Origin of the sequence: Ruegeria sp. (assembly GCF_040830605.1) — a bacterium.
GTDB lineage: Bacteria > Pseudomonadota > Alphaproteobacteria > Rhodobacterales > Rhodobacteraceae > Ruegeria.
On record NZ_JBFOMD010000001.1, the window covers coordinates 235,333 to 250,343 of the forward strand.

The following is a 15,011-nucleotide window of genomic DNA, read 5'->3' on the forward strand; positions in this document are numbered from 1 at the left end:
GCGATCAGCTGATCCTGCTGGCCGTGACCTCGACGCTGTTTCCGCTACTCTATCTGACGCTGGAGCTGCCCAAGCGTATCATCAACGACGCCATCGGTGCGGCTGATCCGACGATCGAAGTTCTTGGCTACACGGTCGATCAGATCGCGTTCCTGGCGATTCTGTGTGTGGGTTTTCTGCTGGCGGTGCTGGCGCACGGGCTGATGAAAATGCGGATCAACACGATGAAGGGCGTGTTGTCCGAGCGGATGTTGCGGCGCCTGCGGTATCAGTTGATCAGCCGCATCCTGCGCTTTCCGCAGCCCTATTTCGAGCGGGTCAGCCAGGGTGAGCTGGTCTCGATGGTCACCGCCGAAAGCGAGCCGATGGGCGGCCTGATGGGCGACGCGATCAGCCAGCCGGTGCTGCAGGCCGGGCAGATGCTGACCATCTTGTCGTTCCTGTTCCTGCAAAGCGTGTGGTTCGGGCTGGCGGCGGTGGCGCTGATCCCGCTGCAGGCCTGGCTGATCCCCAAGCTTCAGCGCCAGATCAACCTGCTCAACAAGACCCGAATTCAGGAGGTGCGGGTGCTGGCCGCGCAGATCGGTGAAAGCGCGGCGGGGGCCTCGACCCTGCGCGGCCATGGCGGCTGGCGCTATCGCCGGGCGATGGTGTCGTACCAACTGGGACGTCTCTTTGCGATCCGCTTCGAGATCTACCAGAAGAAATTCTTCATGAAGTTCCTCAACAACTTCATTTCGCAGCTGACCCCGTTCCTGTTCTACTCGGTCGGCGGTTTTCTGGTCTTGCAGGGGCAGGTGTCGCTGGGCGCGCTGGTGGCGGCGCTGGCGGCCTACAAGGATCTCTCCAGCCCGTGGAAAGAGCTGTTGGCCTACTACAACCAGACCCAGGACATGTCCCTGCGCTGGGAGGTGGTGGTTGAGCGTTTTGCGCCGCCCGGCATGGTGGACGAGGCGTTGTTCGAGGGAGAGCCCAAGGAGCGCCCGCGCCTGAACGGAGACATCGTGCTGGACCATGTCTCGGTGCGCGACGCGGATGGCAATCTGGTGCTGGACGATCTGGACGCGACCCTGCCCGGAGGTCGTGTGATCGGGATTTCGGCGCCCAGCGAAGAGGACCGGCAGGCCGTCGCCCAACTGCTGACCCGCGAGGTGCCGCCAAGCGCGGGCAAGGTCACGCTGGATGGTCAAGACTTGTCCGGCCTGCATCAGGCCGTCGTCGCCTCGCGGATCGGTCACGCCAGTTCGCGCCCGGTGATGTTTCAGGGCACGTTCGGGGACAATGTGATGATGCCGATGCGGCCCCGCCCGCAGGGTGGCCCGCTGGATGAGGCGTTTCATGGCGAGACCGTGCGTGCGGGCAACAGCGCCGATCCCTACCGCGCCGATTGGCTGGACCCGGCGCTTGCCGGGTTCGACGATGACGCCGCTCTGCGCCAGTGGTGGCTGCGGTTGATCGAGGGCATGGGCTCGGGGGGTGCCCTGTTCCGGCGCGGGGCCGATCAGGTTTTCGACCCCGTTGAGCATCCCGAGCTTGCCGCGAAGTTGGTAGAGTTGCGCCCTGCGGTGCAGCAGGCGGTGCGCGAGGCTGGACTTGAGCAGCAGGCCTATATCTTTGACGCGGACGATTACAATCCCGCCCTGCCGGTGGCCGAAAACCTGCTGTTCGCCACGCCCTGCGTGCCGGTGACGCAGGAATTGCTGGCGGAACAGACCGTGTTTTTGGGCCAATTGCGCGAACTGGGGCTGGACGAGACGCTGGTCAGCCTGACGCAGGACGTGATCGACATGCTGCGGCAGATCTTCGGTCTGGACGGCACCGGTCATCCGCTGTTCCGCAAGCTGGGGCTTGAGGTGAAGACCTATGAGGCGGCGGTGGATCTGGTCGAGAAGACCCGCAGCGACGGTGCGGCGGCGCTGAACGATACCGAGTTGGCGAACCTGCTGGCGGTGCCTTTCCGCATCTCGGCGGATCAGATCGGTCCGGCGTTCTCGGACGAGCTCAAGACCCGCATTCTCGAGCTGCGCCACAGCCATTCGGCGAAGTTGCTCGAATCGCTACATGATGTCTTTGTGCCGCTTGATCCAGAGAGCTTTGCGCCGGGGCTGACGGTTCTGGAAAACGCCCTGTTCGGCAAGGTCAGCCAGGTGGGCGGTGCGCGCACGGATGAGCTGCGCAAGCTGGTTGTCGGCGTTCTGGCGGGCAACGGAGCCAAGCCGCTGGTGGTCGGGTTGATCTATGACGTGCCGGTGGCGCTTGGCGGGCAGAACTTGCCTGCGGTCTTTGCCGAGCCGCTGGCCTTTACCCGCGCGACGATCAAGAAGCCGGATGTCCTGATCCTCGACAGCGCACTGGCGAGCTACGACATGGAGACGCAGGTTTCGGTCTACAAGAACCTGCGCGAGCTGCTGCCCGAAACCACGGTGATCTATCTCAACGACCAGTTCGAGACGCCCGAGGCATTCGATCTGCATATCGAGATCCGGCAGGGGCGGATCGTCAGCGAGGAAGGACCTGCCGAGGTCGAAGAGGACAGCGCCGCCTCGGCCGATCTGGCGCGCAAGCTGCGGGCGCTGGAACAGACGCCGCTGTTTTCAGGGCTGGATCGGCGGCAGCTGCGGCTGTTGGCCTTTGGTGCGCGCTGGTTCGATGCGGCGGCGGGCGATGTTGTGTTCCTCAAGGACGACGAGCCGAAGGACGGCGCCTATATGATCCTCGAAGGCGAGGCCGGGCTTTACCTGCCGAAAGAGGGCGAGGCGGATCAGTTGATCACCCGGGTCGGGGCCGGGACGCTGGTCGGCGAGCTGGGCCTGATCCGCAAGGAGCCGCGCGCGTTGAGCATGGTGGCCGAGACTGACCTGACCTGCCTGCGTATCGGGGAAGAAGAGTTCCTGGCGGTGGTCGAGAACGACGCGGCGACGGCGTTCAAGCTGTTGCAGGTCGTGGCCGGGTACGTGTCGAACTGACTTTGGAGTAGTGCGAAAAAGGCGTTTGCAAACGCCTTATCACGCGGTTTGCAAACCGCGTGGAAGCCGCTTGCAAGCGGCTTGGCCCCGGTCGAGCCGTTGTGCGTCAAAGGATCAGGGTTTGCAGAACAACCGGTAGAGCAAATCGATCATCTGCGTGGTGTTCTCGTCCGACAGCGAATAATAGATCGCCTTGCCCTCACGCCGGGTGGACACCAGACCCTCATCCCGCAGCCGCGCAAGCATCTGGCTGACCGCCGCCTGACGCATGTCGAGCAGGCTTTCCAGCTCTCCCACCGATTTCTCGCCGGTTCCCAGATGGCACAGGATCATCAGCCGCCCCTGATGTGCCAGCGTCTTGAGGAACCCGGCAGCCTCGGCAGCGCGTTGTTCCATGTCCTTGGGTGTGTCGGGCGACAGGGTCTGGGCGGGATGCGGGTGGATCGTCACGGGGCTAGTCGTCCTGCAGGTCAGAAGGTGAAGGCATATTGCCTCAACCTGCCGGGCGATGTCACCCCTCCCGCGCCGGGGCGCCGCCCTGAAAAGCATTGCCGCCTTTGTAGTTGCAGGGCTCTTCCTGCATCTCCAGGTGCAGCCCGTCACCGGTATAGGGATGGGCGCGGGCCAGATCCTCGTCCACCTCGATGCCCAGCCCCGGCGCCTCGGGTGGGGTGACGAAGCCGTTTTCGACCCGGATCGAGCCCTTGATGAGCGCGTCGTGGAACGGTGTCTCGATGCTCTCCAGCAGCAGGATGTTGGGGATCGAGGCGGCGAGGTGGATGTTTGCGGCCCATTCCACCGGTCCGGCATAGAGATGCGGGGCCATCTGTGCGTTGAAGACCTCGGCCATGGCGGCGACCTTCTTCATCTCCCAGATCCCGCCCGCGCGGCCCAGGGCCGGTTGCAGGATTTCCGCCGCGCCCGCGCGCAGGACGGCACCGAACTCGGCCTTGGTGGTCATCCGCTCGCCGGTTGCCACCGGGATGCGGACATTGCGGGCGACGCGGGCCATGTCCCCGATATTGTCGGGGGGTGTGGGTTCCTCGAACCAGAGCGGCGAATAGGGCTCCAGCGCCTGACCCAGGCGGATCGCGCCTGCGGTGTTGAACTGGCCATGGGTGCCGAACAGCAGGTCGGCCTTGTCGCCCACCGCCTCGCGGATGGCCTTGCAGAAGGCGACCGACAGGGAGATATCGGTCATCGCGGGCATGTGGCCGCCACGCAAGGTGTAGGGCCCCGCCGGATCGAACTTGACTGCCGTATAACCCTGCCTGACCATTTCGGCGGCGCATTCCCCGGCCTGTTCGGGGGAGGTCCAGAACCCGGTCAGATCGTGCTGCGGCAGCGGGTAAAGATAGGTATAGGCGCGGATACGGTCGTTCATCCGCCCGCCGATCAGCGCATGAACCGGGCGGTCGCGGTCCTTGCCGAGAATGTCCCAGCAGGCAATCTCAAGCCCCGAGAAGGCGCCCATCACCGTCAGGTCCGGGCGTTGGGTGAAGCCGCTGGAATAGGCGCGGCGGAACATCAGTTCGGTGTTTTCCGGGTTTTCGCCCGCCATGTGCCGGTTGAACACGTCGCGGATGACATGCGTCATCGCCTCGGGCCCCACCGATGAGGCATAACATTCGCCCCAGCCGGTGATGCCGGTATCGGTGGTCACCTTCACCAGTATCCAATAGCGCCCGCCCCAGCCGGGGGCGGGCGGCGCGGTGACGATCACATCGAGATCTTGCAGCTTCATCGGCTCTCCTCCGTAGGGCGGGCTTCAGCCCGCCACCGCGCCCCGGTCGAACACAATCACGTTGCGTTTGGCACTGCCAGTCTTGGTGTCGGCGATGGCCTCGTTTATCTGCTCCAAAGACCAGCGGCCCGAGATCAGTTCATCCAGCTTTAGCCGCCCCTGTTCATAAAGGTCGATCATCCACGGGATGTCACGCTGGATCACCACATCGCCCATCTTGGACCCGATCAGCCCCTGACCGATGGCGGCCAGAATGACCGGCTCATAGCTGGCCTGTGCGCCGGAATGTGGCATGCCGATCATGACTGCCCTGCCGCCTCGGCCCAGATAGCGCGGCGCCTGATCATAGGCGGGGATGGCGCCGACGGTGATCAGCACCGCGTCGGCTCCGCGCCCTCCGAGCGCCTTGTAGGAGGCCTTCCACGGCGCATCGAGCGTGGCCAGAACGCCGTGGGTGGCGCCGAATTCCCTGGCGATCTCAAGTTTTTCCTCGGTCATGTCCACGGCCACGATCCGCCGCGCGCCTGCGATGCGGGCGCCCTGAATGGCGTTGAGCCCGACGCCGCCCGCGCCGATTACCACCACGTCCTGACCCGGGCGCAATTGGGCGGCGTTCACCGCTGCGCCGACCCCGGTGATGACGCCGCAGGACAGCAGGCTGGCCACATCCTTGGCCATGGTATCGGGGATGCGCACGATCTGGCGGTGGTTGACCACCACTTTCTCCGCGAAGGCGCCGCAGGCCATCGCCTGGTCCAGCGGGCCGCCATCGGCGGTGCGCAGCGGGCCCTTCACGGTGTCATACGGCGTTTCGCAGATCGTGGGCTTGCCGCCCGCGCAGGAGGGGCAGGAACCGCAGGCACGGATCAGGGTGACGACCACCGAGTCGCCCACTTTGAAGTCGCTTGCAGCCTCGCCGACGGCCGAGATCACGCCCGCAGCTTCATGCCCGTAGACCGCCGGCAGGAACCCGCCCCAGGCGCCGCTGGCATAGGTGATGTCGGAATGGCAGATCGCCACCGCATCCAGCGTCACCTCGACCTCGCCCATGCCGGGCGGGGCGATCTGGACCTCTTCGATGACCAGAGGTGTGTTGAACTCCCGGCACACGGCCGCCTTGATGGTCTGCATGGAACTCTCCCCGTTTCCTGCCGCTCACGGTGGCCTGTGGCAGGGCGCTCTGCAAGGTGGAAACCGTCACGCCTGTGTCGTTCTTACGCTACGGATATCCTTGCGCGCAGAAAGATCACGGACCCGATGACCATCAGCACCAGCGCGACGAGGAACGGGGCGCCGGGCAGGTAGAACAGCGTGCCCTCACGGGTGAATTGCGCAAAAACTGCCGTCATCGCCAGAGGCGAGACGATCATCGACAGCGCATGCACCGCCGTTAGCACGCCCTGCAACTCTCCCTGCTGCGCATCAGGCACGGATTTGGACATGATCGCCTGCAGTGCGGGGGTGACCACCGCGCCAAGGGCTGTGATAGGGATCAGCATCAGGGCGATGGTGCCGTTGGTGAGGAACGCCAGCAGAAGGAAGCTAACGACCTCGAACACAAACCCGTAGATCACCGCCCCGCGCTCGCCCAGCCAGCGGATGATGGGCCGGATCAGGCCGCCTTGTACGGCTGCCATGCCGATGCCGTAGATGCCCAGCGACAGGCCGATGATCTGCGGCGACCAGCCGAAACGCTCCTGCGTGAAGTAGGACCAGATTGCCGGGTAGACGTAGATCGAGACCGAATAGAGGAAGTAGACCCACAAGAGCGGCGCGATGTTCGGGATGTTGGTCATGGCGCGGAACGCACCGAACAGGCTGGCGCGGCGCCAGTGAAAGGGGCGGCGGTTGGCGTCGGTCACCGTCTCGGTCATCACGAAGCAGCCGATCACAAAGTTCAACCCGGCGAACGCTGCGGCGGCCCAGAAGGGCGCGCGCGTCCCGAACTCTCCCAGCAGCCCGCCGATCATCGGGCCGAGGACGAAGCCGACGCCGAAGGCCGCACCCAGCAGGCCGAAATTGGCCGCCTTTTCATGCGGTTTCGACACGTCGGCCATGTAGGCCGAGGCGGTCGAGTGTGTGGCCGCCGTGATGCCGCCGACGATGCGGCCCGCCAGCAGCAGCCAGATGCTGCCCGCGATGGCCATCACGATGTAGTCCAGCGCCATCACGAAGAGCGACACCAGCAGCACCGGCCTGCGCCCATAGGCGTCCGAGAGATTGCCCAGCACCGGGCCGAACAGGAACTGCATGGCCGCGAAGGCGGTGCTGAGGATACCGCCCCAGATCGCCGCGTCGGCCAGCGAGCCGCCCTGAACCTCGACGATCAGGTCGGGCATGATCGGCATGATCAGACCGATGCCCATGGCGTCGATCATCACGGTTGTCAGCACGAAGAGGAACGGCAGGCGCATGCAGGCTCGGGACATTGGTTCTGGCGCGACCGTAGCCGCGCCGGTGCTGGCGGGAAAGGGGCGGTCTTGCGATCAGCCGTTCGGACGTTCCGTCACTTTGCGGGCGAAATTGCGGGCCTCGTCGGGGGCCAGCCCCAGTTGCTCGCCCGGGTCGAACAGGCGGGCGGTATCGATCTGCGGCCAATAACGGGCGACGACATCACGCAGCGGCATTGACGTCTCGGTGGCTTCGCGGCAGAGCGACTTCGTGGCCGCCTGCGCCTCGGGGCGGGGCATGTGTTCGGCCAGCGCAAAGCTCAGCGCCTCGGCATGGATCATGCCCAGATGGCTGTCGAGTGCGGCCTGCATGGCGTCCGGGTTGGGCTTGATCCGTTCGGTCAGCGCACGCGCGGTCTGGCCGGCGGCCCCGGCGCCCAGAACGATCTGGGGCAGGCACATCCATTCGGTGAACCACGCCGCACCGTCGCGCTGGTAGCGATGCATCGCGGCCCCCTGCAATACGCCAGACAGCCCCGCCTGCTGCCGTGCCAGCGCCACCAGAACCGAGGGCGCCACCGGGTTCTGTTTCTGGGGCATGGTCGAGGATGCTCCGCCTTCGCCCAGCAGGATCTCTCCAATCCCGGTCTGGCTGAGTTCGACGGCATCCTCGCCCAGCTTCCCGAGCGTCAGCGTCACGCGGGTGAACCAGTCGGCCAGCCGCAGCACCGGCGCGCGGTCGGTGTGCCAGCTGTGGCCCGGGTCCTGTAGGTTGAGCAGCTTGGCCAGCGCCGTGCGTGTCTCTGCCGCTTGCGGACCCAGCGCGCCGCTGGTGCCCGCCGCGCCTGAGAGCGAGACCAACAGGTATCGCTGCCGCAGCCCCGGCAGTTCATCCAGCAGCCCCAGCAGGGGCATCCCCCAGCTTGCAATCACCGCGCCGAAACTGGTGGGTGTAGCGTGCTGGCCATAGGTGCGGGCGGGCATGGGCAGGTTGGCGTGGGTTTCGGCCAGATCGCCAAGGCTGTTCAAAATTGCGGTCAGGTCGGCCTCGATCAGGCTCAGCGCCTGACGCAGGCGCAGCATCAGGCCGGTGTCGATGATATCCTGCGAGGTCGCGCCCCAATGCACAAAGGCGGCATGTTCCGGCGCCTGCATCTCGGTCCGAAAGGCCGTAACCAGCGCCGGAACACTGACGCCGTTCTCACCTGTCGCCTGCGCCAATGCGTCGGGGTCCAGTTGCACCTCCATCGCCGCGCGGGTGATGGCCTGAGCGCTTTCAACCGGGATGATCCCCTGATCGCCCTGCACCTTGGCCAGCATCCCCTCGACCAGCAGCATGGCGCGCAGCTCGGCGCTGTCGGTGAAGAGGCGGCCCAGCTCTCCGGTCGGGAAAAGCCGCGAGAAGAGCGCGCTGTCAAAGACGGAGCCGGCCATCAGATCTGCCTTTCGTTTTTGGAGGGTGCAGCTTGTCCCCGATGCACGGCCAACGGATTAGACATGGCCTGCATCCCGCAGGAATTGCGTGAGGATGGCGGCATATTCCTCGGGCTGTTCCACGCAAGGCAGATGCCCCGCCTTGCGGATCAGGCGGAACTGCGAGCCGGGGATCAGGTCGATAGTTTCGCGCACCAGATCGGGTGGGGTCGAGCCGTCCTCGCTGCCTGCGATACCCAGCGTCGGCAGACGCAAGCCGCTGGTGGGCGTGTAGAAATCGGTGCCGGAAATGGCGGCGGAGCAGCCCACATAGCCCTCGGCCGGTTGCCGGGTCAGCATGTTGTGCCAAGCGCTCAAATCGGGCGTGGCGCGGAAGGCCTTGGAGAACCAGCGCTCCATGATGCTGTCGGCTAGCGCCTCGATACCGCCCGCGCGGACGGCGGCGATGCGGTCGTCCCACATGGCCGGGGTGCCGATCTTGGCGGCGGTGTTCGACAGCACCATCGCGCGGATCAGGTCCAGGCGTTTGACCGCCAGCCCCTGCGCGATCATGCCGCCGATGGAAAGACCCACGAAGACGCAATCGCGCACCTCGAGCATATCCAGCAACGCCTCGGCATCGCGCACCAGCGCACCCATGGAGTAGGGGCCAGACGGCGCGGAGGACAGCCCATGCCCGCGTTTGTCGTAACGGATCAGCTTCAGCCCCCCGGGCAGCAGTGGCAGCATCGCGTCCCACAGGCGCAGATCGGTGCCCAGCGAGTTGGCAAAGACAACTGGCGCGCCCTCCGGATCGCCGTCGATCCGATAGTGAAGCTGGACATCCCCCAGATCGGCGATCTGCATCGGCACTCTCCTCGTGCATGGCTCCTGCCGCACCCTAGTCGCGCCGGAAGCGCGAGGTAAAGTGGGTGCCGTGGGGGTGAGGCGGCAAATGGTCGGTAAATGTGGCGATCACAGCGTTTGCTGAGCGGATGCTCGCGGATCAAGCTAACGGTCAGTTTGAGGGACAAGACGGTCCCACATTCAAATTTCGCCAAAGTCCGCTTTATGCAAGAAACTTCTATTCACGAGATTTCCGCAAGGCGCGCATGTCTATTGTCGTCGCCGCCTGAGCGGGAGCAGCAGTGAGTTGCTGTTCGGAACTTTGGTCCGCTTTCCCCAGCGCCACGGCGGAAGCGGCCCAGATCCAAGAATGGAGCCACAAAAGGCCTGCGCTTGCAGCTGCTCCTTTCAAAAGGGCATCGAGGTCAAAGTCTGGAATAGTCTGAGAGAACACGATTGATATTACCGACAATAAGAGCGGAATCATTGCAAACAGAGAAGTGAACAGTTCGAAGAAGAACTGAAGGAAGAATGACACAGCAAAGATACAAAACAACGGGATAAAACTGCGTCCCGCTCCAGCGAAAAAGCCGGCGCTCGGGGTTCCGCGGCCTGCGGCCCGCGCCGCACTGGCAAGCGGAACGGCCATGACCACACAGACCGACGTGTACATCACCAGCGACACAACGGCTTTTGCACTAAGTGCATAAAACCCAAAGGCCAATTGAAGCGACTTCTCTGCATTCAGGAAATTGCGGAACGAGACGGCATCGCCAAGTCGCCAATCGGCGTAGGCCACCGCAGCAATGTCGGATAGCAAGAGCGCCCCGCCCTTCGCGATGAGGAGGAAAACGCCATAAAGAACAGAATATAGTATCAGGATTTCATATTCCGTGCGGCGGTTGTCGCCCATGAGAGCAAGAGCCGTGCGAATGCCAAAGAGGCCGATGAAGGTCGCAGTGATTGGTCCGCTCAGAAAACTCAGATATCCTCCCGAGATGAGGTTCAGCAGGCCCCATAAGATGGACGAAACAACCATGATGGCAAGAATGGGAAGGATCATGCGCCCAAAAACGCCAAACGACAAAGTGAATGATTTGACAATGAGTCCCATAAGAGGCGGTCAAGAACCGCACGTGCCCCTTCCAAACAGATATGTGGTTTCAGGTGCGCGATATTGAGTAATTCCGCCAGTATTATGGCGCGACTATGACGATGAAGCGCGAAGAGCCTGCTTTTTTCCGATACAGACATTGCCTTCACTGTGCAGCATTTTAACCAAGGGTTCGTTACACTTCGGGCTCGGAGTTGCCATTCGACTGTATTTTCCAGTGGCCCTTCCATCGTGCTCATCCATGGCCCGTTGATCCACTACCCGCGCCTCCGGCCCTAATCCTCACCCAGCCGGATATGCGCCATGATCTGGCCGTGATCCGAGGCGAGCTTGTTGTAGGGCGCCTCGGGGTGGCTGCCGTCGGTCAGGTGGTCGTTGAAGACGCTGTAGTAGTCCATCTCGCCGATGGCCCCACCATGGGTGCCATCGAAATGGCGCGACATGTAGATCTGGTCGATGCTTTCGTAGATGCCGCCGAAGGCCGAGGTGTAGACCATGTCGCGCAGGGATTTGCGGACGAACATCTTTTCCGCCGAGCGCAGGCGCAGGCGATCCACGTCTTCGGTGATCTGGCGGTTCTCTTCTCGCGTGTAGCGGTCATTGGCGTGGCTGGCGTCATGGCGCAGCATCCATGAGTAGTTCTTGAACGGCACCTCGCCCGAGATGATCTCGGAACTCACCGCATGTTCGCCATCGTTGAAATCGCCCAGAACCATGACCGGGTGACCCCGTTCCAGCTCGGCCACGATCTCGCGCCGCAAGAGCCACGCCTCGGCCATCCGGCGCAGGGCGGCGCGCAGCGAGCCCATGGCGCGGCCCAGCGGGTCGTAGTTGGTCAGGTCGGCCTCGGGCGCGAAGTCGGCGCCTTCGGGGGTGATGTACTCGCCCAGCTTGGATTTGAGGTGGCAGTTGAACACGGTGATCACGGTGTCGCCCACCGGGATGCGCGCCTTGAGAATGGGGCGCGAGGTGCGGCGGATTGTGTAATGCCCCGCATCCGAGCCACCACCCAAGGCCGACATCGGGATGGTCAGCGGTTCGGGGAGGGTCTGGATGATCTCGGGCGTGCCCTCGAACCCGTTGCGCGACAGTATTGCGAGGCCGGGGCGGCGTCGGCCGGGCTCACCGCTGTCCGAGGCGTTCGGGGCAAAGGCCAGTGCCGCCTCGCCATAACCGCCAAAGGCCAGTTTCCGGAAAATCGCCCGCTTGTGATAGCGCTTGGAGGGGCCGGGGACCGTGGCCGCATTAGCCTCGGCCCCGCGCTTGTCGGTTTCCTCGATCAGGTCGCGCAGGGGGGCCTCGTCGAAGATTTCCTGAAAGCCCACGATGTCGGCATCCATGGTCAGCAATTGATCGGCCAGCCAGTCCTGTTTCCACGCATACTCCTCGGGCGTGTAGCTTTGGAACTCGTAATACTCCTGATCCGGTCCGATCAGGTTCTTGACGTTGAACGAGGCGATGGTGAAACGGGTCAAAAGAGGCTCCGCGTGTCAGGAAGGGAGGACGACCAGTGTGTGGTCGAGCCCGGTCAGGGCGGTGTCGATCATAGGTGCAATTTCGTCCCAGTCGCCGCCCGCCAGCCCCGCACCAATCATGGGATAGCCGATGCGGGCGGCGGGAAAGCGCCGGGCGATAAGGCCGAAACAGGTACTCAGGGCGTCGTAGTCCACCAGCCGTCCGGTTCCGCGCCAATGGTGCTGGGTATAGGCGTTGACGATGGTGATTTCATGGCCGTCACGGATGGTCTGGGCGACGGAGACCGTGCCCAGCTTGGTGCGGCTGCCATGTTCGGTGGCCCGGTCGGCGGCCAGCGCCTCAGGGAAGGTGCGGGCAATGAATTTGGCGACGCCCGCATCCATGGTGTGAAAGCAGTTGCAGCCGTGCACGATCACGTCGAATTCGCGCTGCAGGGCCAGCGCGATCAGGTCTCCCTCGCGCCGGTTCATGGGTGCCGCTCCAAGGCCGTGCGAAAGACGTCCGGGTCCACGTTGCCACCCGAGGCCACCGCGATCACCGCATCACCTTCAATCTCGTCGCGGCGGAAGAGAGCCGAGGCGAGGGCGACGGCGCCGCCCGGCTCCAGCACGATCTTGAGCCGGTTGAAGGCCAGTGACATCGCCTGCATCGCCTCGTCTTCGGACACGCTCAGGCCGGGGCCGCAGAGGCGTTTGAGGATCGGGAACGTGATCTGCCCCGGCGCGGGCGTCAGGATCGCGTCGCAGATATTGCCCGAGGTCCGGTTGTTGCGTTCGATCCCGCCCGAGAGCAGCGAGCGTTTCACATCGTCAAAGCCTTCGGGCTCGCATGGCCGGGGTCGCAGCCCGGGCGCGTGCCCCTCGAATGCCAGCGCGATGCCAGAGGTCAGCCCGCCGCCGCCGCAACAGATCAGCACATCTGCTTCAGTCACGCCCAGTTCTGCCGCCTGTTGGGCGATTTCCAACCCGGTGGTGCCCTGTCCGGCGATCACCTGCGGCTCGTCATAAGGCTTGATCAGGGTCAGGCCGCGTTCGGCAGCCAGCGCCGCACCGATCTCTTCCCGGCTTTCGCTGGCACGGTCGTAAAGCACCACCTCGGCCCCCAGCGCGCGGGTGTTGTCGATCTTGAGCTGCGGCGCGTCCGAGGGCATGACGATCACTGCCGCCACACCGTGTTTCGCCGCCGCCATCGCCACGCCCTGGGCATGGTTGCCCGAGGAAAAGGCGATAACACCGCGCTGGCGGCTATCCTGATCCAGCGCCGAGACTGCCGACCAGGCGCCGCGGAACTTGAAGCTGCCGGTATGTTGCAGGCATTCCGGTTTCACCAGCACCTGCCGTCCGGCGATCTCGTCCAGAAACGGGGAGCTCAGCAGCGGCGTGCGTCGGGCGTGGCTGTTCAACCGTTCGGCGGCGGCTTCGATCATTTGCAAGGAGCTCATGCAGCCTCCAGAACGCGGCGGATGATGTCGAGGGATTGCGGTTCGTCGAGAAACGGCATGTGGCCACGATCCGGCACGTTAGCCGAGATCAGGCCTAGGTGACGGGCGTGCATCTCGGCCAGTGTTGCGGGCCCGAGGATATCGGAATTGGCGCCCCGGATCACGCCGGTGGGAATGCCGTTCAGGGCGTCGAAGAGAGGCCACAGGTCCGGGGGCGGTCCGGCGGCGGCCTGCTCGACCAGTGCGGTATAAAGCGCCGGATCGTAACGCAGTTTCAACCCGTCGGGCGTGGCGTCATACTGGATTTCGGCCTGTTTACGCCAGACCTCCAGCGGCACGCCGGGGAATTGCGACGCTGCGGCGTCCTTGAGCAGATGTGCTGCCTCATCGTGGGTTTTCGAGGTGGGCGCTTTGCCCACGTATTCCATGATCCGGGCAATGCCTGCCAGTTCGACCACCGGCCCCACGTCGTTCAGGATTACCCCGGCCAGCCGCTGCGGGTGGCCAGCGGCCAGCGTCAGGGCGATCAGCCCGCCACGCGAGGTGCCGAGAATGGTGACCCGCTCCAGTGCCAGATGGTCCAGCAATTCGATCACATCCTGCGCCTCTCGCAGGATGTTGTAATTCATGTGGTCGGGGTCATAATCCGACCGTCCGCGCCCCCGGTAGTCCATCGCGATCATCCGCAGGTCGGTGACATGCGGCGCGAGAAACGAAAAATCGCGGCTGCAACGGGTCAGCCCGGGCAGGCACAACAGCGGCTGGCCCCTCCCGGTATCCTCGAAATAAAGCTGCTTGCCGTCGGAAGTGGTGAAGAACGCCATCAGGCCCCTGCAAGTTGCGGAATCGTTGTCAGATCGGACAGTACATGGGCAGGCGTCCACGGCAAGCGGTCCATCGGCTCGCTCGCGCGGTTGACCCAGGCAGTGGTGAAGCCATAGCCGCTGGCGCCGGCCGCGTCCCAGCCGTTGGAGCTGACGAACAGCACTTCTTCGCGGGAACCGCCGAACCGGCCTTGCACTAGATCGTAGACCCGCGCGTCGGGTTTGAAGATGCCGACGCTTTCGACCGACAGCACATCGTCCAGAACGTCTCCGATCCCCGCCGACTGCACCGCTCCGTCCAGCATCGCCGGAGAGCCGTTCGACAGGATCGCTGTCTGCTTGCCCGCCGTCTTCAGCGCGCGCAGCATTTCGGGCACCTCGGGGTAGGCCTGCAACTCCCAATAAAGATCCAGCAGTCGCTGGCGCAGGGCGGCGTCTCCGTCCAAGCCGGTCGCTTCCAATGCCCAGTCCAGCCCGTTCTGCGTCACCTCCCAGAAATCGGTATGCGCATCGGTGATCGCCCGCAGCCAAGTGTATTGCAACTGCTTGAGGCGCCAGTGGTTCGCCAATTCCGGCCACCTGTCGCGCAGCGCGTCGTGGTCCGGCTCGGCAGCCGCCTGACGGGCGGCGGCCGCTACATCGAACAGCGTGCCGTAGGCATCGAAAATGCAGGTTGTGATCGGCATCGTCCTCTCCCCTTTTCGCGCGCAGGTTTGCACAGGCGGGCAGGGTGGGGAAGGGGCAAGGGTTTACATTGGTGTGAGACCTCCTAGGGTGGGCGCCTTGACCCAATTCAG

The 15,011-nt window shown here is 64.2% G+C and carries 13 protein-coding genes; 1 reads left to right on the forward strand and 12 read right to left on the reverse strand.

What is annotated here, in order from left to right:
• Nucleotides 1–8: 8 nt before the first annotated feature.
• Nucleotides 9–2,966 (forward strand): ABC transporter transmembrane domain-containing protein, encoded by a 2,958-nt coding sequence (locus AB3N21_RS01055; RefSeq protein WP_367933916.1) that lies wholly within the window; start codon nt 9–11, stop codon nt 2,964–2,966.
• Between the two features lie 114 nt (nt 2,967–3,080).
• Here the strand turns inward: AB3N21_RS01055 and AB3N21_RS01060 are convergent, their stop codons facing one another.
• The 12 genes from AB3N21_RS01060 to AB3N21_RS01115 form a co-directional block, all read right to left on the reverse strand.
• Entirely contained in the window at nt 3,081–3,362 is a 282-nt protein-coding gene (locus AB3N21_RS01060; protein WP_367933917.1) for an ArsR/SmtB family transcription factor, read from the reverse strand.
• Nucleotides 3,363–3,477: 115 nt separating this feature from the next.
• The gene (locus tag AB3N21_RS01065) at nt 3,478–4,710 is read right to left on the reverse strand and encodes a mandelate racemase/muconate lactonizing enzyme family protein (protein ID WP_367933471.1); all 1,233 of its coding nucleotides are present in this window, start codon (nt 4,708–4,710) and stop codon (nt 3,478–3,480) included.
• Nucleotides 4,711–4,734: 24 nt separating this feature from the next.
• Nucleotides 4,735–5,841 carry a Zn-dependent alcohol dehydrogenase gene (locus AB3N21_RS01070; protein WP_367933472.1) on the reverse strand — a complete coding sequence of 369 codons (1,107 nt, stop codon included), beginning with the start codon at nt 5,839–5,841 and terminating at the stop codon, nt 4,735–4,737.
• 83 nt (nt 5,842–5,924) lie between these two features.
• Nucleotides 5,925–7,124 (reverse strand): TCR/Tet family MFS transporter, encoded by a 1,200-nt coding sequence (locus AB3N21_RS01075; protein WP_367933473.1) that lies wholly within the window; start codon nt 7,122–7,124, stop codon nt 5,925–5,927.
• 72 nt (nt 7,125–7,196) lie between these two features.
• The gene (locus AB3N21_RS01080) at nt 7,197–8,534 is read right to left on the reverse strand and encodes an adenylosuccinate lyase family protein (protein ID WP_367933474.1); all 1,338 of its coding nucleotides are present in this window, start codon (nt 8,532–8,534) and stop codon (nt 7,197–7,199) included.
• A gap of 57 nt (nt 8,535–8,591) precedes the next feature.
• Nucleotides 8,592–9,380, reverse strand: a complete 789-nt coding sequence (pcaD, locus tag AB3N21_RS01085) for a 3-oxoadipate enol-lactonase (RefSeq protein WP_367933475.1) — start codon at nt 9,378–9,380, stop codon at nt 8,592–8,594.
• 217 nt (nt 9,381–9,597) lie between these two features.
• On the reverse strand, nt 9,598–10,473 hold the full coding sequence (locus tag AB3N21_RS01090) for a hypothetical protein (protein ID WP_367933476.1): 876 nt from the start codon (nt 10,471–10,473) through the stop codon (nt 9,598–9,600).
• A gap of 275 nt (nt 10,474–10,748) precedes the next feature.
• Nucleotides 10,749–11,948, reverse strand: coding sequence for an endonuclease/exonuclease/phosphatase family protein (locus AB3N21_RS01095; protein WP_367933477.1), 1,200 nt, complete (start codon nt 11,946–11,948; stop codon nt 10,749–10,751).
• Between the two features lie 15 nt (nt 11,949–11,963).
• Nucleotides 11,964–12,419, reverse strand: a complete 456-nt coding sequence (locus AB3N21_RS01100; protein ID WP_367933478.1) for a macro domain-containing protein — start codon at nt 12,417–12,419, stop codon at nt 11,964–11,966.
• Nucleotides 12,416–13,390, reverse strand: coding sequence for a threonine/serine dehydratase (locus AB3N21_RS01105; protein WP_367933479.1), 975 nt, complete (start codon nt 13,388–13,390; stop codon nt 12,416–12,418). Before AB3N21_RS01105 ends, AB3N21_RS01100 begins: the two co-directional genes overlap by 4 nt.
• Nucleotides 13,387–14,214 carry an alpha/beta fold hydrolase gene (locus tag AB3N21_RS01110; protein ID WP_367933480.1) on the reverse strand — a complete coding sequence of 276 codons (828 nt, stop codon included), beginning with the start codon at nt 14,212–14,214 and terminating at the stop codon, nt 13,387–13,389. The genes AB3N21_RS01105 and AB3N21_RS01110 overlap by 4 nt, the downstream gene beginning before the upstream one ends.
• Complete coding sequence (locus tag AB3N21_RS01115) at nt 14,214–14,900, reverse strand: haloacid dehalogenase type II (protein ID WP_367933481.1); 687 nt, start codon at nt 14,898–14,900, stop codon at nt 14,214–14,216. The genes AB3N21_RS01110 and AB3N21_RS01115 overlap by 1 nt, the downstream gene beginning before the upstream one ends.
• Nucleotides 14,901–15,011 lie beyond the last annotated feature (111 nt).